This window comes from Prauserella isguenensis (assembly GCF_014191605.1).
GTDB lineage: Bacteria > Actinomycetota > Actinomycetes > Mycobacteriales > Pseudonocardiaceae > Prauserella > Prauserella isguenensis.
In genome coordinates this window covers 85935-108996 of the sequence record NZ_JACHWU010000002.1, presented here as the reverse complement: position 1 = coordinate 108996, position 23062 = coordinate 85935, and the positions used below count along the sequence as shown (strand labels likewise).

General features: G+C 71.4%; 22 protein-coding genes and 1 pseudogene. 13 read left to right on the top strand and 10 right to left on the bottom strand.

The features are described from left to right. Positions 1 to 67: 67 nt before the first annotated feature. The gene (locus FHS23_RS08990) at positions 68 to 901 is read right to left on the bottom strand and encodes a mechanosensitive ion channel family protein (protein WP_183651563.1); all 834 of its coding nucleotides are present in this window, start codon (positions 899 to 901) and stop codon (positions 68 to 70) included. Positions 902 to 987: 86 nt separating this feature from the next. After that, positions 988 to 1902 carry a homocysteine S-methyltransferase gene (gene mmuM / locus FHS23_RS08985; protein ID WP_183651559.1) on the bottom strand — a complete coding sequence of 305 codons (915 nt, stop codon included), beginning with the start codon at positions 1900 to 1902 and terminating at the stop codon, positions 988 to 990. 178 nt (positions 1903 to 2080) lie between these two features. Here mmuM and FHS23_RS08980 point away from each other — a divergent pair, with 178 nt between their 5' ends. The 7 genes from FHS23_RS08980 (at position 2081) to FHS23_RS08950 (ending at position 9301) form a co-directional block, all read left to right on the top strand. Next, on the top strand, positions 2081 to 3250 hold the full coding sequence (locus tag FHS23_RS08980) for a J domain-containing protein (protein ID WP_343053769.1): 1170 nt from the start codon (positions 2081 to 2083) through the stop codon (positions 3248 to 3250). A gap of 169 nt (positions 3251 to 3419) precedes the next feature. Next, a complete protein-coding gene (gene fabG, locus FHS23_RS08975; RefSeq protein ID WP_183651552.1) occupies positions 3420 to 4214 on the top strand; it encodes a 3-oxoacyl-ACP reductase FabG in 795 nt (264 codons plus the stop codon). Continuing rightward, positions 4211 to 4687 carry a MaoC family dehydratase gene (locus FHS23_RS08970; RefSeq protein WP_343053768.1) on the top strand — a complete coding sequence of 159 codons (477 nt, stop codon included), beginning with the start codon at positions 4211 to 4213 and terminating at the stop codon, positions 4685 to 4687. The genes fabG and FHS23_RS08970 overlap by 4 nt, the downstream gene beginning before the upstream one ends. A gap of 66 nt (positions 4688 to 4753) precedes the next feature. Beyond that, positions 4754 to 5776, top strand: coding sequence for a phosphotransferase family protein (locus FHS23_RS08965; protein WP_183651549.1), 1023 nt, complete (start codon positions 4754 to 4756; stop codon positions 5774 to 5776). Further along, positions 5776 to 6984, top strand: coding sequence for an acyl-CoA dehydrogenase family protein (locus FHS23_RS08960; protein ID WP_183651546.1), 1209 nt, complete (start codon positions 5776 to 5778; stop codon positions 6982 to 6984). The genes FHS23_RS08965 and FHS23_RS08960 overlap by 1 nt, the downstream gene beginning before the upstream one ends. Continuing rightward, complete coding sequence (locus tag FHS23_RS08955) at positions 6984 to 8186, top strand: acyl-CoA dehydrogenase family protein (protein WP_183651543.1); 1203 nt, start codon at positions 6984 to 6986, stop codon at positions 8184 to 8186. Before FHS23_RS08960 ends, FHS23_RS08955 begins: the two co-directional genes overlap by 1 nt. Beyond that, entirely contained in the window at positions 8183 to 9301 is a 1119-nt protein-coding gene (locus FHS23_RS08950) for an acyl-CoA dehydrogenase family protein (RefSeq protein ID WP_183651541.1), read from the top strand. Before FHS23_RS08955 ends, FHS23_RS08950 begins: the two co-directional genes overlap by 4 nt. A gap of 185 nt (positions 9302 to 9486) precedes the next feature. On the opposite strand, the gene cutA is transcribed toward FHS23_RS08950, so the two are convergent. From cutA to FHS23_RS08935, 3 genes are all read right to left on the bottom strand, one after another. Further along, positions 9487 to 9807 carry a divalent-cation tolerance protein CutA gene (gene cutA / locus FHS23_RS08945; RefSeq protein ID WP_183651538.1) on the bottom strand — a complete coding sequence of 107 codons (321 nt, stop codon included), beginning with the start codon at positions 9805 to 9807 and terminating at the stop codon, positions 9487 to 9489. Positions 9808 to 9913: 106 nt separating this feature from the next. Further along, positions 9914 to 10708 carry an SDR family NAD(P)-dependent oxidoreductase gene (locus FHS23_RS08940; RefSeq protein ID WP_183651535.1) on the bottom strand — a complete coding sequence of 265 codons (795 nt, stop codon included), beginning with the start codon at positions 10706 to 10708 and terminating at the stop codon, positions 9914 to 9916. Next, positions 10705 to 11475: an SDR family oxidoreductase gene (locus FHS23_RS08935; protein WP_183651532.1), complete on the bottom strand. Its 771-nt coding sequence runs from the start codon at positions 11473 to 11475 to the stop codon at positions 10705 to 10707. The genes FHS23_RS08940 and FHS23_RS08935 overlap by 4 nt, the downstream gene beginning before the upstream one ends. 46 nt (positions 11476 to 11521) lie before the next feature. Between FHS23_RS08935 and FHS23_RS08930 the strand changes: the two genes are divergently transcribed. Continuing rightward, the gene (locus FHS23_RS08930) at positions 11522 to 12160 is read left to right on the top strand and encodes a TetR/AcrR family transcriptional regulator (RefSeq protein WP_183651529.1); all 639 of its coding nucleotides are present in this window, start codon (positions 11522 to 11524) and stop codon (positions 12158 to 12160) included. Positions 12161 to 12397: 237 nt separating this feature from the next. Continuing rightward, on the top strand, positions 12398 to 12865 hold the full coding sequence (locus FHS23_RS08925) for a nucleoside deaminase (protein WP_183651526.1): 468 nt from the start codon (positions 12398 to 12400) through the stop codon (positions 12863 to 12865). A 119-nt stretch (positions 12866 to 12984) separates the two neighbouring features. On the opposite strand, the gene FHS23_RS08920 is transcribed toward FHS23_RS08925, so the two are convergent. The 4 genes from FHS23_RS08920 to FHS23_RS08905 form a co-directional block, all read right to left on the bottom strand. Beyond that, positions 12985 to 13722: a TetR/AcrR family transcriptional regulator gene (locus FHS23_RS08920; RefSeq protein WP_246381900.1), complete on the bottom strand. Its 738-nt coding sequence runs from the start codon at positions 13720 to 13722 to the stop codon at positions 12985 to 12987. After that, positions 13722 to 14879 (bottom strand): acyl-CoA dehydrogenase family protein, encoded by a 1158-nt coding sequence (locus FHS23_RS08915; protein ID WP_183653668.1) that lies wholly within the window; start codon positions 14877 to 14879, stop codon positions 13722 to 13724. Before FHS23_RS08915 ends, FHS23_RS08920 begins: the two co-directional genes overlap by 1 nt. 88 nt (positions 14880 to 14967) lie before the next feature. Then, positions 14968 to 16116: an acyl-CoA dehydrogenase family protein gene (locus tag FHS23_RS08910; protein WP_183651523.1), complete on the bottom strand. Its 1149-nt coding sequence runs from the start codon at positions 16114 to 16116 to the stop codon at positions 14968 to 14970. 2 nt (positions 16117 to 16118) lie between these two features. Continuing rightward, entirely contained in the window at positions 16119 to 16961 is an 843-nt protein-coding gene (locus tag FHS23_RS08905) for a TIGR03084 family metal-binding protein (protein WP_183651520.1), read from the bottom strand. A gap of 238 nt (positions 16962 to 17199) precedes the next feature. On the opposite strand from FHS23_RS08905, the pseudogene FHS23_RS08900 reads away from it, so the two are divergent. Continuing rightward, a pseudogene (locus FHS23_RS08900) lies at positions 17200 to 18047 on the top strand (enoyl-CoA hydratase-related protein). Beyond that, positions 18047 to 18721 carry an acetoacetate decarboxylase family protein gene (locus FHS23_RS08895; RefSeq protein WP_183651517.1) on the top strand — a complete coding sequence of 225 codons (675 nt, stop codon included), beginning with the start codon at positions 18047 to 18049 and terminating at the stop codon, positions 18719 to 18721. Before FHS23_RS08900 ends, FHS23_RS08895 begins: the two are co-directional and overlap by 1 nt. On the opposite strand, the gene FHS23_RS08890 is transcribed toward FHS23_RS08895, so the two are convergent. Beyond that, positions 18678 to 19715 carry an AraC family transcriptional regulator ligand-binding domain-containing protein gene (locus FHS23_RS08890; RefSeq protein ID WP_183651514.1) on the bottom strand — a complete coding sequence of 346 codons (1038 nt, stop codon included), beginning with the start codon at positions 19713 to 19715 and terminating at the stop codon, positions 18678 to 18680. The two genes, FHS23_RS08895 and FHS23_RS08890, sit on opposite strands and share 44 nt — an antisense overlap. A gap of 123 nt (positions 19716 to 19838) precedes the next feature. Here FHS23_RS08890 and FHS23_RS08885 point away from each other — a divergent pair, with 123 nt between their 5' ends. Together FHS23_RS08885 and FHS23_RS08880 are read left to right on the top strand one after the other, a co-directional pair. Next, positions 19839 to 21314 carry a flavin-containing monooxygenase gene (locus FHS23_RS08885; protein WP_183653665.1) on the top strand — a complete coding sequence of 492 codons (1476 nt, stop codon included), beginning with the start codon at positions 19839 to 19841 and terminating at the stop codon, positions 21312 to 21314. Positions 21315 to 21422: 108 nt separating this feature from the next. Further along, complete coding sequence (locus FHS23_RS08880; RefSeq protein ID WP_183651511.1) at positions 21423 to 22904, top strand: cytochrome P450; 1482 nt, start codon at positions 21423 to 21425, stop codon at positions 22902 to 22904. Positions 22905 to 23062: the final 158 nt, after the last annotated feature.

The following is a 23062-nucleotide window of genomic DNA, read 5'->3' as shown; positions in this document are numbered from 1 at the left end:
ACGGCGGGCACGCCCCCGATCCTGTCGGGGACGTGCCCGTCGCGGCGATGGAACTACTCGTCGACGGTCACCTGGGGTAGTCGCCCGTGTCGGGCCGGGGCTGCTCGGACTGCATGCCCGACGCACCCGGTGCCGTCGGAATCGGCCCCGTCGCGGGCTCCTGCTGAGCGGTCGCGGGGGCACCGGGCTGGGCGCGCATCGTGTCCTCACGACCACGCTGGTAAGCCTCGTCCGAACCGGTCGATGCGGGCAGCTCCGACTCGGCCCGGCCGAGCCAGCGTTCCCACCGCTGCTGCATCGGCCGCACCATGCCGCCGCCGACACCGACGACGATCACGCCGCCGACCGTGGCGAGAACGGTGACCAGCACCGGCGTCGTCACCGTGGTGGCCACGCCCATCTGGTTCAGAGCGGCGATCACACCGAGCGCCACGATGAAGACCTGCGCCACCCGGGCCACGAAGTTGCCCCAGCTGAACGCACCGAGGGCAGCACCCACGATGTCCTTCACGGCATTGCCGATCGCGGCCGCCACCACGACGATGACGATCGCGACCACGGCCATCGGCAGCCAGGCCACCACGTCGGCGAGCAGCGTGCTCACCGGGTTCGGACCGAAGACCGCGAAGCCCATCTGCAGCGTGATCAGCAGGACGGCGTAGTAGACGATCGCTGCGATCAGATCACTGGCGTCGTACTTCGAGCGTTCGAGCGCCCGCTTGATACCACCACGTTCCACCGCGCGATCGAAATGCAGCCGCTCGAGCACCATGTCGACGACCTTGCGCAGCACCTTCGCCACGATCCAGCCGACGACGAGAATGACCAAGAACACGGCGAGATTGGGCAGGAAATTGATCACCGTGTCCAAGACGTTGCGGAATGAATCACCAATATTCATCGCCGGTACCATCCTTTCCGGGTGGTTGCGGACTACCCGGAAAATGAGGCTCACACGCTCGTGAGCGGGGCGCCTTTCGAGATCGACTAATGACCCCGATCGGGTGAGGACCCGTAATTTCGAACCGTTTTCGCGATCTCCGCCGTTTGCGCTGGGCACACCCGGCAGCAGCCACCCACGAAACGCGCGCCCGCCCGAATCCAGTCGCTCACCTGTGCGGGGGAGAAACTCGCTCGCCCGGTCCATTGACGTGCGACCGCGTCCCAGCTGTGACCACTGTTCGGATACGCCACGGCGGGTTTTCCGGCGATCTCCCGCACCGCGTCGACGGCGGATATCACCTCATCGGGGGCACAGCAGTTCACCCCGACGCCCACCACGCGATCGTCACCGGCCGCGACCGCGAAGGCGTCCTCGAACGACTGCCCGGCCCGCGTGCGGCCGTCGGCCACCGTGTAGGACAGCCATGCGGGCACGTCCACCGCGTCCAGCGCGGCCAGCAGTGCGACGGCCTCGTCGACGTCGGGCACGGTCTCCAGTGCGATCAGGTCCGGGCCCGCCTCGGCCAGCATTTCCAGCCGTGGCCGATGGAACGCCGTCAACTCGCGTACGGTCAGCCCGTACCGGCCGCGGTACTCCGACCCGTCGGCCAGATACGCGCCGTAGGGCCCGACCGAGGCCGCAACCCGTCCGCCACCCGCCCGCGCGGCGGCCTCCCTGGCGAGGTCCACACTGCGCCGCAGCAGTCGCCGCGTCCGGCCCTCCGACAGTCCGTGCTCGGCGAACCCGGCCGCACTGGCCTGGTAACTCGCCGTGATCGCCACGTCCGCCCCTGCCCGGAAGAAGGCCTCGTGCGCGGCGACGATCTCGTCCGGCGCGTCGGCCAGCAGCCGCGCCGACCACAACGAACCCGACAGGTCGTTGCCGCGCGCCTCGAGTTCCGTCGCCAGTCCACCGTCCAGCACCACGACGGGCTCGTTACCCGCGCCGGTCTCGTCCATGCCGTCCAGATTACGGTGACCGCGCCCGGGGACTCCGCCGTGACGCGACCGCACGCGGGGACGGCGTCACGGACCGCGTCCGACGGCTTACAGTATGGCGCCGACCCCTGCCGTGCCCGCGGACCGGACCGCGGTCGAGCACGGCACCCGAGGAGGCCCCGGAGGAGGTGCAGCGCGCGTGCGCGACGACGACCGGCACGGCCCGTTGCCCGGCCCCGTGACCGGCGACGCGGCCGACGAGGTCGACTTCTACGACCTGCTCGGTGTTTCCGACGACGCGACGACCTCGCAGATCAAATCGGCGTTCCGCGCCCGTGCACGGTCGTGGCATCCCGACACGGGCGGCGACGCGCACCGGTTCGCGCTGCTGCGCGAGGCCTACGACACGCTCACCGATCCCGAACGGCGCGCAGCCTACGACGGCACGGACGACACCGACGACGTGGCCGACGAGCCGCTGCCGGTTCCGGACCCCGATCCGGTCCCACCGCCGCGCAGGCCACGCGCCCGCGCCTTCGGGGACGATCCGTCGTTCCGGCCACCGCGCGTGCGGCTCGATCCCGCGACGATCCCCTGGTGGGAGTCCGCGGCCACCGAACCGCGTACGCACCTGTCCCCCGGCCGCGCGCCGGGACACGCGGTTCCGGTGCTCGTCCCGGCGTTCACCACCGCGATCGCCGCGACCCTCGTCCTCGCGGGTGCACCGGCGCCGGTGCTGGTCGCCGGACTGGCCGTGGCCGTCGCGGCGGTGACCGCCGTCGGCGTGCACGTCCGCGGGCGCCATGTGGCGCTGCGGGCCGCACGCGCCGAAGTGCGCGATGTCGTGTTCGGCCGGCCCGGCACCGACGACGACCAGATCGCCGAACGTCGTACCGCGGACCTGCTCGACCGGTACCTCACCCGCCTGCCGGGCGCACGGATCTTCCACGGACTGGCCTGGCCCGGTTCGGTGTTCGCCGACATCGACCACGCCGTGCTGTGCGGCAGGCGGCTGGTGCTCGTCGAATCGAAACGCTGGCTGCCCGGGCACTACAGCACGGGCGCCGACGACGTGTTGCAGCGCAACGGCCGCCGGTTCGGCGGCGGCGGGAGCCGCCTCGCCGAGGCTCTCGACGTGTTCGACGAGCTGCTTCCCGGCGTCGACGTCCGCGGGGCCCTCGTGCTGTACCCGAGTCGTGCGGGCACGATCACGGTCGCCCCCACCGACGCGTTCACGCCCGCCGGAACCGACGTCGCCGTGCTGACGCCGGAGGAGTTCGTGCGCGTCGCCGGGGCGTGGCTGGCCGAGGACCCATCCACTGTGGACGTCCGGGCCTTCCGCACGGTGATCGCCCGCGTCGTGAGCTGACGCCCGCTCCGACGCACCTTTCGACGGCCCACTCCCCCGACGGGTTCGAACTCGACCGACTCCGGACCCGCACGTCGCGACCCGACGCCCGGTTCCGGCGTCCTCGGGTTCTCCGGCCTCTCCCACGCGGGCGCTCGGGCTGGTAGCTTCCTAAGCGCACGCTTACTCGATGAGGAGGACCTTCGTGTCGGTGGACAACCCTGTTCCGGAGTCACCGTCCCGCGTCGCCGTCGTCACCGGCGCGGGCCGCGGTATCGGCGCCGCCGTCGCCCGGCGACTCGCCGACGACGGATTCGCCGTCGGGCTGATCGATCTCGACGAGGCCGGAGCCAAGGCGGGCGCGGACGCGATCACCGCGGCCGGCGGCACGGCGGTAGGCCTGGCCGCCGACATCAGCGACGCCGAGGAGGTGGACCGCGTGGTCGGCGAAGTGGCCGACGCACTCGGGCCGCCGACCGTGCTCGTGAACAACGCCGGCATTACCCGGGACAACCTGCTGTTCAAGATGTCCGAGTCCGACTGGGATGCGGTCATGGGTGTCCACCTGCGCGGCGCGTTCCTGATGTCGCGTGCGGTGCAGAAGCACATGACCGAGCAGGGCTGGGGCCGGATCGTCAGCCTGTCGAGCACCTCCGCGCTCGGCAACCGTGGCCAGGCGAACTACTCGACGGCGAAGGCCGGGTTGCAGGGCTTCACCAAGACGCTGGCCGTCGAGCTCGGCAAGTTCGGCGTCACCGCCAACGCCATCGCACCCGGCTTCATCGCGACCGACATGACCGCGGCGACCGCCGAACGGCTGGGCATGGGTTTCGAGGATTTCAAGGACGCGGCGGCGAAGGAGATCCCGGTCCGCCGGGTCGGCGAGCCGGCGGACATCGCCCATACGGTGTCGTTCCTCGTCAGCGACGGTGCCGGATTCGTGTCCGGTCAGGTCATCTACGTCGCCGGAGGGCCGAAGGCGTGAGCACAGCCGAGCCCGAACCGGCCCGTGTCTTCCCCGACCTGGACAGTTTCACCGCCGCCGTCGGGGAGCAGCTCGGACACAGCGAGTGGCACACCGTCACACAGGACCAGATCGACTTGTTCGCCGACGCGACACTCGACCACCAGTGGATCCACGTCGACCCCGAACGCGCCGCGGCGGGCCCGTTCGGTGCGCCGATCGCCCACGGCTTCCTCACGCTGTCGCTGATCCCCCGGCTGGCCAAGGACGTCTACCGGGTCGACGGGCTGAGCATGGGGATCAACTACGGCCTGAACAAGGTGCGGTTCCCGCAGCCGGTGAAGGTCGGCCAGCGGATCCGCGGAAGCGCCGAGCTCGCCGAGGCCACGCCCGGGAAGCAGGGCACGCAGGCGGTCGTGCGGTGGACCCTCGAGATCGACGGTGAGGCGAAGCCTGCCTGCATCGCCGAAATGGTCACCGTGCTGGTGCCGTGACCCGCAGGGGTGCCCGGTCCGCCGGGCACCCCCGCACCGACGCCCGCTCAGGACAAGGAGGTCGGATTGAGCGACGCAGATCCCCCCGGCGTGGACCTGGCGCGTCTGCGGACGTATCTGGACCGGGAGCTACCCGGCACGGTCACCGGACCGCTGACGGCACGACTGGTCGAGGGCGGCCGGTCGAATCTCACCTACATCGTCGACGACGGCTCCCGACGGCTGGTGCTCCGGCGCCCTCCGCTCGGGCACGTGCTGCCGACCGCGCACGACATGAGCCGCGAGTACCGGGTCATCAGCGGGCTGCACGGCACGCCGGTGCCGGTCCCCCGCGCCCACGTGCTGTGTACCGACGACGACGTCCTCGGCGCGCAGTTCTACGTCATGGACTTCGTCGAGGGCTCCCCGCTGCGGACCGCCGAACAGTTGCGGCCACGGGGCGAGGAGCGCACGCGGGCGATCACCGGCCGGCTGGTCGACACCCTCGTGGAGCTGCACGCCGTCGATCCGACGGCAGTCGGCCTCGCCGACTTCGGCAAACCCGACGGGTTCCTGGAACGCCAGCTCCGGCGGTGGTCGAAACAACTGGCCGCATCGCGCAGCCGGGACGTGCCGGGCATCGACGAGCTCCACGAACGGCTCGCGGCACGCATTCCGCCCTCGCCCGCACCGTCGATCGTGCACGGTGACTACCGCCTGGACAACGTGCTGGTGGGAACCGACGACCGCATCAACGCGGTGCTCGACTGGGAGATGTCGACGCTCGGCGACCCGCTCACCGACCTGGCGCTGTTGCTGGCGTACTCGCAGCTGCACACGCTCGACCTCGACACGGTCAGCGACGTCGGCGCGGCACCGGGACACCCGTCGCCGGACGAGATCGCCGACGCCTACACCCGTGCGTCCGGGCGCGACGTGTCCGACCTGGGCTGGTACCTGGGATTCGCGCTGTTCAAGCTCGCGGTGATCCTCGAGGGCATCTACTACCGCTACAGCCACGGGCAGACCGTCGGCGAGGGATTCGACCGCATCGGGGCCGGCGTCGCCCCGCTCGTCGCGCTCGGCAACTCCGCACTGAAAGGGAACTGATGGACTTCGCCGTCGACAGCACCACCGAGGAGCTCAGCGGGCGGCTCCGGGAGTTCATGGACTCCCACGTGTACCCGGCCGAGCAGGTGTTCCACGAGCAGCTCGCCGAGCGCAGCGATCCGTGGTCGGTTCCGCCCGTCGTCGAGGAGCTCAAGACCGAGGCACGCACACGGGGCCTGTGGAACTTCTTCCTCCCCGGTTCGGACGGCGGCGGACTGACGAACCTGCAGTACGCGCCGCTCGCGGAGATCACCGGCCGCAGTCCCGAACTGGCGCCGGCCGCACTGAACTGCGCAGCCCCCGACACCGGCAACATGGAAGTGCTGCACATGTTCGGATCCGCCGAGCAGAAGCGCACGTGGCTGGAGCCGTTGCTGGACGGGACGATCCGGTCGGCGTTCGCGATGACCGAACCGGACGTGGCCTCCTCCGACGCCCGCAACATCGCCACCCGGATCGAGCGGGACGGCGACACCTACGTCCTCAACGGACGGAAGTGGTTCATCTCCGGGGCCATGAACCCGAACTGCCGCGTCTTCATCGTGATGGGCAAGACCGACCCGGACGCCGAGCCGCACCGCCAGCAAAGCATGATCCTGGTCCCCCGTGACACGCCGGGGCTGCACGTCAAGCGCGGCATGCAGGTCTTCGGCTACGACGACAGCGCCGGCGGCGGGCACGCCGAGGTGGTGTTCGACGACGTGCGGGTGCCCGCGGAGAACCTCATCGGCGAGGAGGGCGGCGGGTTCGCCATCGCCCAGGCCCGTCTCGGTCCGGGACGTATCCACCACTGCATGCGGCTGCTCGGCATGGCCGAGCGCGCCGTGGAGCTCATGTGCACCCGCGCGGTCGGCCGTGAGGCGTTCGGTGCCCCGCTGGCGAAACAGGGCGTGGTGCAGGAGTGGATCGCCGAGTCGCGCGTCACCATCGAGTCGCTGCGCCTGCTGGTGCTCAAGACGGCGTGGCTCATGGACACGGCGGGCAACAAGGGCGCTCACACGGAGATCCAGGCCATCAAGATCGCCACACCACGGGCCGTCGAATCCATTCTGGACAGGGCGATCCAGTTGCACGGGGCGGGCGGCGTGAGCCAGGACTTCCCGCTCGCCGGGCTGTGGGCCTCCGCCCGCACGCTGCGGCTGGCCGACGGACCCGACGAAGCGCACAAACGATCCCTCGCCCGCAGAGAACTGAAGAGGTACCTGTGATGACGACGACGTCCCAGAAGGGACTCGACGCCGAGGGCCTGCGCGCCCGCGTCGCCGACGTCCTCGCCGCCCACGATCCGGCCACGACCGACCGGCTCGAATTCCTACGTGCCCGGTACGACGCGGGCCTGGCCTGGGTGCACTTCCCCGCCGGCCTGGGCGGGCTCGACGCTCCCCGGGAGCTGCAGTCCGTCGTGGACGCCGAGTTCGCCGCCGCCGGTGCGCCGGACAACAACCCGCGGCGCATCGGGATCGGACTCGGCATGGCCGCGCCCACGATCCTGAAGTTCGGCAGCGAGGAGCTGAAGAAGCGCCTACTCCGTCCGTTGTGGACCGGCGAGGAGGTGTGGTGCCAGCTGTTCTCCGAACCGGGAGCGGGTTCCGACCTGGCGGCGCTCGCCACGCGGGCCGTGCGGGACGGGGAAGACTGGATCGTCAACGGGCAGAAGGTGTGGACCTCCAGTGCGCACACCGCCCAGTGGGCCATCCTCGTCACGCGCACCGATCCGGACGTGCCGAAACACCGGGGCATGACCTACTTCGTGCTGGACATGAATCAGCCCGGCGTCGAGGTGCGGCCGCTGCGGCAGATCACCGGCGAGGCCGAGTTCAACGAGGTGTTCCTGACCGACGCCCGGATCCCGGACGCGCAGCGGCTCGGCGAGGTCGGGGCGGGCTGGCAGGTCGCGCAGACGACGTTGATGAACGAACGTGTCGCGATCGGCGGCAACGCCCAGCCCCGTGAGGGCGGCATGGTCGGCAAGGTCGCCGCGACCTGGCGCGACCACCCCGAACTGCGCACGCCGGAGCTGCGGGACCGCCTGCTGGCACTGTGGGCGGAGGCGGAGGCGTTCCGGCTCGCGGGCAGCAGACTGCGCCAGCAGCTGGCCCTCGGCCAGCCCGGGCCGGAGGGTTCGGGCATGAAGCTGGCGTTCGCGACCGTGGCACAGCGACTCGCCGCGCTCGAACTGGAGATCCTCGACGAGGACGCGCTGCGTTACGACGACTGGTCGATGCGCAGGCCGGAGCTCGTCGACTTCACCGGACGTGAGGCCGGCTACCGGTATCTGCGCAGTAAGGGCAATTCGATCGAGGGCGGCACCTCCGAGGTGCTCCGCAACATCATCGCCGAGCGCGTGCTGGGACTGCCGTCGGAACCGCGCACGGACAAGGACGTCGCCTGGAAGGACCTGCCCCGATGACCAACGCGGACCTGCTCTACTCGGACGTCGAGACCGATCTGCGCGCCAGCGTGCGCGATCTGCTCACCGACCGGTGCACACCGGAGTCCCTGCTCGCGAGGGTGGAGAGCGACGAGCCGTACGACCTGGGCTTGTGGCGCACCCTCGCCCGCGACCTCGGCACGGCCGGACTCGCGGTGCCGGAGGAGCTCGGTGGACAGGGCGCGTCGGCCCGCGAGGTGGCGCTCGTCCTCGAAGAACTGGGCCGCTCGGTCGCGCCGGTACCGTTCCTCGGCAGTGCCGTGCTGGCCACGTCGGCGCTGCTCGGCTGCGACACGGCATCGGCCGAGGTCGCGGGCCTGCTGCGCAGGCTCGCCGGGGGCGAGGCCGTCGGTGCGCTCGCCGTCCCGCTGTCGACCATGACCGACACCGGGTTCCCCGGAGACGTCACGGCCACCGCTGACGGCACGCTCGACGGCACGGTCACGTCCGTCGCCGACGGCACGGTCGCGGACGTGTTCGTGGTCCCGGCCACGAGCCCGGACGGTCCCGGGCTCTACGCCGTCGACGCGGCCACCGCCGACGTGGCCGCACCGGTGTCGTTCGACCTGACCCGCCGGATCGCCGACGTGTCGCTCCGCGGTGCCACCGCTACCCGGCTGGCCGGACCGGACCGCGCCCCGGACGCCGTGGCCGGCGCCCTGACGACCGGCGCCGGCCTGCTCGCGTCGGAACAGCTCGGCCTCGCCCAGTGGTGTCTCGACGAGACGGTGGAGTACCTCAAGGGCCGGTACCAGTTCGGCAGGCCGGTCGGCTCGTTCCAGGCGCTCAAACACCGGCTGGCCGACCTGTGGCTCGAACTGGTGGGCGCGCGGGCGGCCGCGCGGTACGCCGCGGACACGCTGGCCCGCGGCGACGCCGACGCTCCGGTCGCGGTGGCGCTGGCCCGGTCGTACTGCGCGGAGACGGCCGTCCACGCGGCCGAGGAGTGCATCCAGCTCCACGGCGGCATCGGCATGACGTGGGAGCACCCGGCGCACCTGTATCTCAAGCGGGCCAAGGCGAGTCAGGTCGCGTTCGGCGCTCCAGGCAGGCACCGGGCCGCGTTGGGTGAGCTCGTGAATCTGCCCGCCTGAGTCACTGCCCGGCCGATCACTGTGCCCGCCCGATCACTGTGCCCGGCCGATCGCTCCCCGCCCGAATCACGGCCCGCTCGGTCAGTGATCCGCACGGTCATTGCCCGCACGGATCACCGAGCCGCCGCAGCGGGTGGAGGCGTCCCGAAGACATGGAGGGCGTCCCCACCCGCTGGCGCGGGTCGTCAGCGAGTCTCGTCGACCAGCCAGGACAGGTAGTCCCGATGCCCGCCCGTGACAGGCGTGACGATCACCTCGGGCACGTCGTAGCTGTGCCGCTCGCTGAGCAGTGCGACGAGGCTGTCGGCGCGGTCACGGGCGGTCTTGACCTCGACCCGCCATTCGGCGTCGGTCTCGATTGCGCCCTCCCAGCGGTACACGCTGGTGATGGGGCCGACGATCTGTGCGCAGGCGCCGAGTCGCTCCTCGACGGCGGCGGCGGCCAGGCTCCGGGCCGCGTCCTCCGAATCGGTGGTGGTCACGACGACGACGTGTTCGTGGGTCATGCGCCCACCCTAGAAGGCCGGGCCCTGAATCCCTCGCCGCTGCCCTGCCGCGCGCCGCCGGTGGGCCCCGCCCGGCGGACGTGCCGGATCCGGACGGGGCCCACCGTCACGGCGTGGGCCCGCCGACGGCGTCCTCGAGGCGTCGCTGCAGCTTGTTCATCCCGCCGAGCCAGCGATCGGTCTCGGTGGCGCGTTTGACGTAGAACCCGGCGACCTCCGGGTGGGGAAGGATGAGGAACCGGCCGTCCCGGAGACCGTCGAGCACGGCCGCGGCGACGTCCTCCGGTTCGATCGCGTCGGCGCCGAGCAGCGCCTGCCCTGCCGCGCCCGCGTCGTCGAGCAGCGCGGTGCGCACACCCTGCGGGCACACGACCTGCACCCCGATACCCCGGTGCCGGTAGGTCGCCGCGAGCCATTCGGCGAAGCCGACCGCGCCGTGCTTGGTGACCGAGTACGGCGCGGAGCCGAGGTTCGTGAGCAGTCCCGCCGCCGAGGCGGTCACGAGCAGGTGACCGTTCCCGCGCTCCAGCCAGCGCGGGACGAGCTCCCTGGCAGCCCGCACGTGGGCCATCACGTTGACCTCCCACGAACGGGCCCAGGCATCCTCCGTCGCCTCGGGTCCGCCGTGTTCGGCGACACCCGCGTTCGCGCAGTACAGGTCCACCTCGCCGAGTTCGTCGCGAGCGCGCGCGACCAGGGTGCGCACACCGTCCTCGGTGGCCGCGTCGCCCGGCACCGCCGCGGCACCGAGTTCCCGCGCGACCGCCTCGACGGCCGGGCCGTCGGTGTCGGCCAGCACGAGACGTGCGCCCTCCCCGGCGAAACTCCGGGCAAGCGAGGCACCGATCCCCCGGCCGGCACCGGTGATCACGACACCCGCACCGTCCAGCACGACACTCACAGGCCACCGCCGAGCGTCACGCCGCCGTCCAGCACGAGCGTCTGACCGGTCAGCCATGCGGCCTGGTCGGACAGCAGGAACGTCACCGCGCCGGCGATGTCGGAGGGCACGCCAAGACGCTTGAGCGGGTAGGACGAGGCCACCTCGGCCTCCCTGCCCTCGTAGAGCTGGGTGGCGAACTGCGTCTTCACGATCGCGGGGGCCACACAGTTGACGCGGATCTTCGGGCCCAGTTCCCCGGCGAGTTCGGAGGTCGCGCGGATGACCGCGGCCTTGCTCACGCCGTACATACCGATGCCCGGCGAGTTGCGGATGCCCGCCACCGAGGCGACGTTGACGATCGAGCCACCGTGCTCGCCCATCCACGCGTCGCGCACCGCTCGGGTCCACGCCAGCGGGGAGAGGACGTTGACCTGGAAGATCTTCGCCGCGGCGGCGTCGTCGCAGTCCAGCAACGAGCCGAAGTGCGGGTTGATGCCCGTGTTGTTGACCAGGTAGTCGATGCGGCCGAACTTCTGCATGGTCCGGTCCACCGCGTCCTGGCGGTGCTCGGGGTCGTCGGCCCTGCCCGGCACGCCGAGCGCGACGTCGTCGCCACCGAGCTGCGTCACCGCCTCGGCCAGCGGATCGGGTTTGCGCGCGGTGATGCACACCTTCGCGCCGCGGTTCACCAGATCCTGTGCAATGCCGAGGCCGATGCCCCTGCTCGCACCCGTCACCACGGCGACGGTTCCGGTGAGATCGCCGGCCCCTGCGGTGCTCGTCATGTCGTCGTACTCCAATCCGCGCTGAGCGCTCGCTTACACTGCTGACATGTCTGGGATCCCGTCCGCCGGCCCGCAGCCGGCCGACCTGTGGCCGGAAGTGCAACCCGACGCGGCGCGGCGGCTGATGCTCGCCGGTGTCGAGTCGTTCGCACAGCGCGGGTACCACGCCACCACGACGCGGGACATCGCGGCGACGGCGGGGATGAGCCCTGCGGCGCTGTACGTGCACTTCCCGTCGAAGGCGGCGCTGTTGTTCGCGATCAGCCGGAGCGGCCACGAACAGGTGCTGTCGCTGACACAGCAGGCCGTCGCCGAGGCCGAGGACCCGGCTGCGGCGATCCGCGATCTCGTGGAGCGGTTCACGGCGTGGCACGCGCGGCGGCACACGATCGCGCGCGTGGTGCAGTACGAGCTGGAGGCGCTGCCGGAGCAGGAGTACGGCGTCGTGGCGAGCCTGCGCCGGGACATCGAACGACTGGTCCGCGACGTGGTAGAACGCGGTGTCGCGGCCGGGCTGTTCACCGTCGGTGACGCGCACACGGCGGCACGCGCGGTGCTGTCGCTGGGTGTGGACGTCGCGCGCTGGTACACCGACCGGACGCGCCTCGGCCCGGAGGCGCTCGCCCGCGAATACGGCGAGCTCGCCCTGCGCATGCTGGGCGCCATGACCGGAGACGGACGCTGACCACGATGACCACCCGCACGCGCGCACGTCACGACGACTCACCTCCGGGCTCCGCGACAACGTTGTCCCCCGCGGGCCCATACTAAGCAACCGCTCACCTGAAGCACCAGGGCCCGGCGCGGCTCGATCCGGGCACTCGCCGTCCCGAATGGACACCCGGGCACGACCCGCAGGCACGCCACCACCGGCGCGTCACCACCGACCCGCCCCAGAAACCGCGACACCGAGGAGAAGTTCATGACCCGGCCCACCGACCCGCACGCACTGCTCGGCCCGGCGAAGGCCGAGGCCCGCGCGGGCGCAGACGAGGGCGGCGTGCCGATCGGCGCGGCCCTGTTCACCCTCGACGGCACGCTGCTCGGCCGCGGCCGCAACCGCAGGGTCCAGGACGACGACCCGATCATGCACGCCGAGACGGCGGCCTTCCGGAACGCGGGCAGGCGGCCCCACTACCGCGACACGATCATGGTCACCACGCTCTCGCCCTGCTGGTACTGCAGCGGTCTCGTCCGCCAGTTCGGCATCGGCGGGCTCGTCATCGGCGAGGCGGCCACGTTCTCCGGCGGTCACGACTGGCTCGCCGCGGCCGGCGTCGACGTCACGATCCTCGACGACCCGGACTGCACCGCCCTCATGGAGACGTTCATCCGCGAACGGCCCGCCCTGTGGTTCGAGGACATCGGCGCACCGGCCGACGAGAACTGACGCCGCCGAGCCGGGCACCCGAACCGGCCCGCGACGCCATGTCCGACGTCGCGTTCGTCCAGGTGCGCGCGGTGGAGTTCGGCTGTTTCCTGTTCGAGGTTCGGCGCGCGTGAGCCGGGTCAGACGGCCGCGTCCAGCATGTGAGCCCACTGCCGGACGATCTGTGCGCGGCGCGGCCCGTCGTCGGTGAGCAGGTTGGCGAGCCCCAGTCCGCGCGCCAGATCGAGCGTGGCCTGCACGGCTTCGCGCACCCCGGGCCGCGTTTCGTCGGCGCCGAGCAGTTCCACCGCGACGCGGTGCGCCTCCCGGCCGACCCGGGCCTGCAGCGGCACCAGGACGTCCCGCAGGCCCTCGTCGTGCGAGGCGGCCACCCACAGGTCCAGCGCGGCACGAAACTTCACGCCGGTGTAGAGGTCGAGCAGCATCTCGGCCACCGCCGCCGTCCGCGCGTGGCCGGACGGCAACGCGTCGGCGCGCTGCCGTAGTTCGGTGATCTGCTCCTCGGCGAGCTGTTCCACGGCGGCCACGACGAGTGCCTCACGTGTCGGGAAGTGATGCTGCGCCGCGCCGCGGGACACCCCGGCCCGCTCGGCCACCTCGAGCATCGTCGTGGCATGCCAGCCGCGTTCGGCGAGAGCCTCGACCGCCGCACCGAGGAGCTTGCGGCGCGTCGTGCGGCTGCGCGCCTGCCGTGGCCTGCGCCCACCCGCTCCGGCCGGTTCCTCGCCGGCCGGAGCGGACGGAAAGGGCCGGTCGGGGGGAGTATCGCCGCGTGGGGTGTCACCGGTGGGCACGTCGCCGGTGGGCGCGTTCAACGGCATCCGCTCCTCGTGTCCCGCCGCGGAGCGCGACGGCATCAGTACGACTTCGGCAGGCCCAGACTGTGCTGGGCGACGAAGTTGAGCACCATCTCACGGCTGACCGGCGCGATCCTGCCCACCCTCACGGCACCGAGCAGCGTGCCGAGACCGTACTCGGAGGCCAGACCGTTGCCGCCGTGGGTCTGGACCGCCTGGTCGACGGTGCGGGTCGCGGCCTCGGCGGCGGCGTACTTGGCCATGTTCGCCGCCTCGCCCGCGCCGTGGTCGTCGCCCGCGTCGTACAACGCCGCGGCCTTCTGCCCCATCAGCTTGGCCAGCTCGGTCTCGATCTTGACCTCGGCGAGCGGGTGCGCGATGCCCTGGTGCGAGCCGATCGGCGCGCCCCACACGTTGCGGTCCTTCGCATACGCCGCGGCCTTGTCGAGGGCGTACCGGGCGATGCCGACGGAGAACGCCGCGCTCATGATGCGTTCCGGATTGAGCCCGGCGAACAGCTGTGCCAGCGCGGCGTCCTCCGAGCCGACGAGCGCGTCGGCGGGCAGCCGCACGTCGTCGAGGAACAGCCCGAACTGCTTGTCCGCCGACACGAGATCCATCGGGATCTCCTTGTACTCGAACCCCGGCGTGTCGGTCGGGACGACGAACAGGGCCGGTTTGAGCTTGCCGGTCCTGGCGTCCGTGGTCCTGCCGACGATCAGCACCGCGTCGGCTTCGTCCACACCGGACACGAACACCTTGCGGCCGTTGAGGATCCAATCCTCCCCATCCCGGGCGGCCGTGGTCGTGATGCGGTGAGAGTTCGACCCCGCGTCCGGCTCGGTGATCCCGAACGCCATGCGCACACTGCCGTCGGCGAATCCGGGCAGCCACCGCGCGCGCTGCTCGTCGGTGCCGTAGCGGGCGATCACGGTCGCGCAGATCGCCGGTGACACGACCATCAGCAGCATCGGCGTGCCCGCGGCGCAGAACTCCTCGCACACCGCTGCGAGGTCGCCGATGCCACCGCCACCACCGCCGTACTCCTCGGGGACGGACACGCCGAGGTATCCGAGGGCGCCCGCCTCGTCCCACAGCTCGTCCGTCTTCCCGCCGCCGCGCGCCTTCCCCGTGTAGTACTCGTGGCCGTACTTGTGCGCAAGCTCCGAGACGGCCTGCCGGAGCGCCTGCCGTTCCTCGGACTCGGTGAAGCCCACCATGTGCGGTTTCCTTCCTGCGTCGTGACGGGGGTCCGTACCGAACGTGGCTCGCCGGACGGGACGTGCTGCGTGCGGAGCGGGGCGGTCAGCTCGTGTAGCCGAGCCGCTTGGCCGCCAGTCCGGTGAGGACCTCGGTGGTACCACCGCCGATGCCGAGGATCCGGACGTCGCGGTAGTGGCGTTCCACTTCGGACTCGCTCATGTAACCGAGCCCGCCGTGCAGCTGCACCGCCTCGGCCACGACCCATTCACCGGTTTCGACCGCGGTGTTCTTGGCGAAGCACGCCTCGGCGATCACGTCCTCGCCCGCGGCGTGCCGTTTCGCGACCTCGCGGGTGTAGGTCCGCGCCACGTCGACCTTCCGCGCCATGTCGGTGAGCTTGTGCTGCACCAGCTGACGGGAGATCAGCGGGCGGCCGAACGTCTCGCGCGTGCGGCACCACTCGGCGGTGACGTTCAGCGCACGCTGCGCCGTCGCGTACGCCTGGATCGCCAGCGACAGCCGCTCGCTCACGAACTGCGTGGCGATCTGCAGGAATCCGCTGCCTTCCGGGCCGATCAGGTTCGCCGCGGGCACCCGCACGTCGTCGTAGAACAGCTCGGCGGTGTCCGAGCAGCGCCAGCCCATCTTGTCGAGTTTGCGGCCGACCGTCAGTCCCGGCGTGGGCTTCTCCACGACGATGAGCGACAGGCCGTGGGCACCCTCACCACCCGTGCGCACGGCGGTGGTGACGAAGTCGGCACGGCAGCCCGAGGTGATGAACGTCTTGGCGCCGTTGATGACGTACTCGTCGCCGTCCCGCCGCGCCGTGGTGCGGATGCCGGCGACGTCGGAGCCGCCCTCGGGCTCGGTGATCGCCAGGGAACACACCTTGTCGCCCGCGAGTGCGGGTTTGACCCACTTCTCGAGCTGGTCCACGTCGCCGACGGCCGCCATGTGCGGCACCGCGATGCCGCACGTGAGCAGCGACGCCACGAGACCGCCCGAGCCGCCCGCGTCGTGGATCTCCTCCGTCACGACGAGCGCGTCGAGGAAGTCCCCGCCGCCGCCACCCGCCTCTTCCGGCAGTGCGGCACCGAGCAGCCCGGCGTCGCCCGCCTTCTTGTGCAGCCACCGCGGCAGCTCACCCGCGGCTTCCCAGTCGTCGAGGTGCGGCAGCACGTCGCGGTCCATGAACTCGCGCACGGTGGCGCGCAGCGCGAGGCGTTCCGGCGTCCGCAGGGGGTCGGTCACGGTCACTCCTTCGGCCCTGCGGAGGGCGTGCCTTCCGTGGCGGGCGGCGGATCGATGGCGAACTGTCCCGGGGCCCGCCCTCCGCCGGGCGGGCCGGCGAACGCCTGGGCGATCCGGAGCCACTCCTCGGCACCGGAGGTCGCCTGCAGGTCGGTGTCGTCGCGGTGGCGTCGCTGGGTGACGAGCAGGCAGAAGTCGAGGGCGCTGCCGGTGACGTGGTCGGCGGCGTCGTCGGGGCCGAAGGTCCACGGCGCGCCGCCGGGTGCGGTCAGCTCGACGCGGAACTGGGCGCCGGGCGGGGTCCGGTCGCGGGCGAGGAAGGCGAAGTCGCGAGTGCGGACGCCGATGCGAGCGACGTGCCACAGCCGGGCGGTCGGGGTCCGCACCACCTCGAGCGCGTCGGCGACGTCCTGGCCGTGTGCCCAGGTCTCCATCAGCCGTGCGGTCGCCATGGACGCCGTGCTCATCGGCGGGCCGTACCAGGGCAGCTTCTGCCCGTCGGGCACGGCGGCCAGCGCCTCCCGCAGCGCCGCCCGGCCCGCGCGCCAACGACGCAGCAGCTCGGCAGGCGGCGCGGTCTCCGCGATCTCGCGCGCGCCCGCGTCGACGTACCCTTCGCCACCGTCGAGGGCGCGGACGAGCTCGGCACCGAAGTCGTCGGGCTCGCGCGCGGCGAGCAGCGCCTTGTCGTCGGTCCAGGTGAGGTGGGCGATCTGATGCGCGATCGTCCAACCTTCGGCAGGCGTGGGCCGGTGCCAGCCCGCGTCGGACAGTCGTGCGACCAGCTCGTCGAGTTCGGCGCTCTCCGCGTCGAGGTCGTCGAGGATCGCCTCGAGATCGGCCACCCGGGTACCTCCTTGTCCCAGTTCCCGCATCACCTGCGGGTTCGTCGTCCGCGCCGTCGCGCACGGCACCGTAAGCCGGTGTCACGCGTCGAATCAAGCACGCGTGATTGTTTTTACCTTGTTGACACACTGCCAGCAAGCCCGTAGGCAGGTCTCGACACCTCGGCACCCGCCCACCGCCGCGGGAGAACGCCGCCAGCCCGCCGGAGCTTCGACGACCACACCGGGAGAACACCTCGTGGGTGACACGACGACCGACTTCACCGAGATCGAGTACCGCGTGGCGGACAGGATCGCCACGGTCACGCTGAATCGCCCCGAGGCACGCAACGGCTACACGGTCCGGATGGCCGACGAGCTGGCCGCCGCGTTGGACCGCGCCGACCGCGACCCCGGCGTCCGCGTCGTCGTCCTGACCGGTGAGGGCAAGGACTTCTCCGTCGGCGCCGACCTCTCCCAGGGCGGGTTCGACTTCGATCCCGACACCGGACCGGACGCCGCCTGGCAGGAACCGGCAGGGCGCTGCTCGAAACGCATCTTCACGATGGACAAGCCGGTGATCGCCGCGCTGCACGGCAACGCCGTCGGCGGCGGTCTGACCATCACGCTGTCGGCCGACTACCGCCTCGCCGCCACCGACACCCGCTTCGGCTTCGTCTTCACCGCCGGGGCATCTACCCGGAGGGCGCCTCGGCGTGGTTCCTGCCGCGGCTGGTCGGCATGGGACGGGCGATGGACTGGATGATCAGCGGCAGGCTGTTCGACGCCTCCGAGGCCGAGCGCGCCGGTCTCGTCCACAGCGTCCACGAACCCGCCGAGCTGCTCGACGCCGCGTACGCGCTCGCGGCCGACCTCGTCGCCAACACCGCACCCGTGTCGGTCGCGGTGACCCGGCAACTGCTGTACCGGATGGCGGCGCTCGACTCCCCCGAACCGGTGCACGAGGTCGACTCACGGCTCATCGCGAGCATCGGTGACAACCCGGACGCCGTCGAAGGTGTCCTGTCGTTCCTGCAGAAACGCCCGCCGCAGTTCACCCTCGGCCCCGAACAGGACCTGCCCGACTTCCTCCCCTGGAGCCGCTGATGACCTCACCGCAGCCGTCCCACTCCCCTACCCCGGTGTCCACGCCGGAGTACCCGCCCGAACCGTGGCATCTCACCGCGAACGCCTACCTGTCGCTGTGGACGGTCCCGGTCGCCCGACTGCCGCGACTGCCCACCACGGCACGTCCTGTGACGCTCGGCGGCACGGGGCTGGTGGCCACCGCCTGGTTCGACTACCTGCCGTCCGGGCAGATGTCGTACCACGAGCTGCTCAGCGCCGTCGTCGTCCGCGGCGGCCTCACCCCGACCGCGACCATCACCGAGATCTGGGTCGACAGCCCCGCGTCGCTGGCGGGTGGCCGTGCGCTGTGGGCGATCCCGAAGGAGCTCGCCGACCTCGAATTCGCCGGCGGCCGCGGTTTCACCGCCACGGCGAGCACCAACGGTGAGGACGCACCAGGCGGAGGGGACTGGATCGCCACGGCCGCCTTCACCCCGCGGCCGAGCCTGCCCGCCCGCATGCCCGCGTCCTTCGCGATCCGCCAGGAAACCACCGACGGCCCACTGACCAGCGCCGTGCGGTCGGCGGCGAAACCGGGCGCGGCCGCGGCCGCGTGGAACGTCAACCCGCGTGGCCCGCTCGGCTACCTCGCAGGCCGGACCCCGGTGCTCAGCGCGCGGCTGTCGGACGCGCGGATCCGGTTCGGCGCCTGAACTCGCGCGGCGGCATGCCGTGCCACCGCGCGAACGCGTGGAGGAAACTCGACGGTTCGCTGTAGCCGAGCCGGTGCGCGATCTGCTCGACCGTCAGCGTCTCGTCGGCGAGCAGCTCCTCCGCCCACCCGCGCCGCACCTCGTCGACCAGGTCGCGGTAGTTCACACCTTCCGCGGCGAGCCTGCGGCGCAGCGTGCGCTCGGTCATCGACAGCTCGGCGGCGATCCGCGCCATCCCCGCACCCGGACCGATGCCGGCGAGCGCGCGGCGCACCCGGGTCGCCATCCCGGTGCCGCGCCGCAGCGCGTCGAGCGCCTCACGGCACTGTCGTTCGCACCACGCCAGGGTGTGTTCGCTGGCCTGCGGCATCGGCCGGTCCAGTAACGCATGCGGGAAGGTGACCCGGGTGCGGTCGCCGAACTCCGGCTCGACACCGAACGCCACGCGGTACGGCGCCCTGTCCGCGGGCTCCGGCACGTGCAGCGACACCGTCGTCGGGCGCAGCTCCGTACCGGCCTGCTCCCGGACGAGCGTCAGGATGGCGGACACCTCGCGCGCCACCAGGAACGCGCGCACGTCCGCGGGCACGTCGTCGTCGCGGCAGCGCAGCTCGGCGAGCGGCCCGGTGGTGTGCAGCTCCGGCAGACAGAAGACGTAGGTCAGCTCGACGTACCGTAGCGCCAGCTCGACGGCCTCCCGCACGGTCGCACAGCTCGTCACCGCGTAACCCCAGATGCCGTACGACGTCGCGTGATACCGCGCGCCCGCCTGCAGCCCCAGCACCCCGGGATCGCGGTCGGGGTGCCGGCGGACCAGGTTGCGCACCACGGCCAGTTCCTGCTCCGCCGCGACGCGTGCCTGCGGGTCACGCAGCGTCTCCGGGGCCAGGTTCGTGCCCGCCAGGACGTCGTCGATCGACTGGCCGAGTTCCTCCGCGAACCCGGCCAGCAGCGCAGTGCTCGCCACACCGCGAGGAAAATCCCAGCCGGCCACGTGTCCGAAAGTATCAACATTGTGTCCGCCGCGGCGGTGGGCGGGCCCGGGGCGTCTCCCTACGCTGCAACCATGACCACTCCCGACCGGACGGCGCCTAGTCGAACAGCGTCCACCCCGACCATGCGCAGCACCGCACTGATCGTCGGAGCCGGTTTCGGCGGCATCGCCATGGCGATCGAGTTGCGGCGCCACGGCATCGACGACGTCGTGATCCTGGAGCAAGCGGCCGACGTGGGCGGCGTGTGGCGGGAGAACAGCTACCCGGGCGCGGGTTGCGACGTGCCCTCGCCGCTCTACTCGTTCTCGTTCGCCGGCGTCACCCGCTGGCCACGCCGCTACGCCCGCCAGCCCGACATCCTGGCCTATCTGCAGCGCGTGGCCCGGGAGTACGGCATCACCGACCGGATCCGCTTCGGCCGCGAGGTCGCGTCGGCCGAGTTCGACGAGACGAGCGCGCGCTGGCTGGTGCGCACCACCGGCGGCGAGGAGTACGAGACCACCGCGTTCATCCCGGCCGTCGGCCAACTGTCCCGGCCGTCCTACCCGGACATCCCCGGCAGAGAGACCTTCCGGGGCAGGGCGTTCCACTCCGCCGAGTGGGATCACGACTGCGATCTGACCGGCAAGCGCGTCGCCGTGATCGGCACGGGCGCGAGTGCGATTCAGTTCGTGCCGGAGATTCGGCCGCAGGTCGGACGCATGACCGTGTTCCAACGTTCGGCGCAGTACATCCTGCCCAAACGCGACCACGCCTACGACCGCTGGTACCACTTGCCGCTGCGGGCCCTCCCCGCGCTGCAGAAGCTCGACCGGCTCGGGTTCTGGCTCTACGCCGAGTTCGCTCAGGAATGCCTCTCGCGGTGGCGGGTGTTCACCCCGCTGTTCGCCCGGCAGGCGACCAGGCACCTGCGGGAGAAGGTCGCCGACCCGCGGCTGCGCGAGCGACTGACGCCTGACTACGCGCTCGGCTGTAAACGCGTCCTGTTCAGCAACGACTACCTGCCCGCGCTCACGGACTCCACTGTCGACCTCGTGACCGACGACGTCGCCGAGATCACTCCCGAGGGCGTGCGCACCGCCGACGGCACGCTCCACGAGGCCGACGTCATCATCTACGGCACCGGGTTCGCCGCGCAGGACCTGCTCGCCCCGATGAAGATCCACGGTCTCGGCCACCGCCCGATCAGCGACGCCTGGAGCGACGGCGCCCGCGCGCACCTCGGTATCACGGTGCCCGGGTTTCCCAACATGTTCCTCATGTACGGCCCGAACACGAACCTCGGCGGCGGCTCGATCGTCCACATGCTGGAGAGCCAGGCGCGCTACATCCGTGACGCCGTGAGCAAGCTCCGAGCGCGCCCCGGCCGCTACCTCGACGTACGGCCGGAGGCCGAGCGCGCTTGGGACGCCATGGTCCAGGGCAGGCTCACACGGTCGGTGTGGACCCGCTGCCGCAGCTGGTACCGGGCCGCGGGCGGCCGCGTCGTGTCGAACTGGCCGGGGCGTACGCGGGAGTACCGCACCCGGACCCGCCGGGTGCGACTCGCCGACTTCCGCATCGGCTCCGCCACAGCCCGTGCCGCCCCGAGGGACTGACACCCGCCGCACCCCGAAGCTTTCCCTGCGACCGGGGGAACGCCCTTGTCGTACTGCCAACAGGTGCGGCACCGTGGATGCGGGTCTCGACGAGGAGATGGTGCCGCCATGGCCGTCACGCCAGTCAACGCCGCACGCGGCGCGACCAGCGCCGCGATCGACCGGGTCAGCACGGTGCTCCGGGAACGCATCCCACCACTCACCGCGTGGCCGCTGCCCGGACGCGTCGACGACCGCCTGCTGCACCAACGCTGGCCCGCGCGGGAACTCGCCGAGCCGCCCGCGGGCAGCGGGCTCGCGCCCGTGCTCGGCGACGCGGGGCCGCCGCTCGTGGGCAACGCCCTCACCCAGATGCGTTTCGGCGTCAGCTTCGGACTCCGCCGGTTCGAGCGCTACGGGCCGGTGTCGTGGACCGGTGCGTTCGGCCAACGGATCGTCACTCTCACAGGCGCCGACGCGACGCAAGCCGCGCTGGTCAACCGCGACAAGGCGTTCTCCCAGGAGGGCTGGCGCTTCTTCATCGACAAGTTCTTCCACCGCGGACTCATGCTGCTCGACTTCGACGAGCACCGCATGCACCGGCGGATCATGCAGGAGGCCTTCACTCGCCACCGGCTCGCCGGCTACGTCGCGAGCATGGGGCCGGCCCTGCGGCAGGGGGTCGGCGCGTGGCCCTCGTCGCCGCGGCTGTATTGGGCGCTCAAGCAGCTCACCCTGGACGTCGCGACCCGCGTCTTCATGGACATGCGCAGCGACGACGAGGCCCGCGAGATCAACCGCGCTTTCGTGGCGTGCGTGCGGGCGGGCACGGCGTTGCTGCGCTATCCGGTCCCGGGCGGACGATGGCGCGCCGGCCTCGAAGGCCGGAAGCGGCTCGAGCGGTACTTCACCGAGAACCTGCCCGCCAAGCGCGCGAGCGACGGTGACGACCTCTTCTCCGCGCTCTGCCATGCCACGACACCCGACGGCGAGCGGTTCACCGACCTCGACGTCGTCAACCACATGGTGTTCCTCATGATGGCGGCGCACGACACCACCACGATCACCTCGACGGCCGCGGCGTACTACCTCGCCAAGAACCCCGAGTGGCAGGAGCGCGTCCGCGACGAGTCGCTCGCCCTCGGCGACGACCATCCGGACATGGCCGCGCTCGACTCGCTGACGTCGCTGGAGCTGGTCATCAAGGAGGCGTTGCGGCTCGTCGCGCCGGTGCCGAGCCTGTCCCGCGCCACCGTCAAGGACACCGAGGTGCTCGGGCATTACATCCCGGAGGGCACGCTCGTCGGGGTCGCGCCCTCCGTGAACCACTTCGACCCGGCGTGCTGGACCGATCCGCACCGGTTCGACCCCGAGCGGTTCGCCGCCGACCGCCGCGAGGACAAGTCGCACCGGTTCGCGTGGATGCCCTTCGGTGGCGGCGCGCACAAGTGCATCGGACTGCATTTCGGCATGTACGAGACGAAGGCGCTGCTGCACGAGCTGGTCCGCTCGTACCGGATCACCGTGCCGGACGACTACGAGGTCCGGTGGGACTACGTTTCGCTGCCCGTACCGGTCGACGGCCTCCCGGTGCACCTCCAGCCGGTCTAACTACGGAGCGTGACGCCTACTCCCCGTAGAAACCACCCGTACAGTCGGTGGACAGAGCACGGTTGGCATGATGATGTTGCATATCCGACGGCCGACTCGACCGCCGACGCACACTCTGCAGTGCTCCCTACGTGGACAGTTCCGCAGGTTGGCAGACG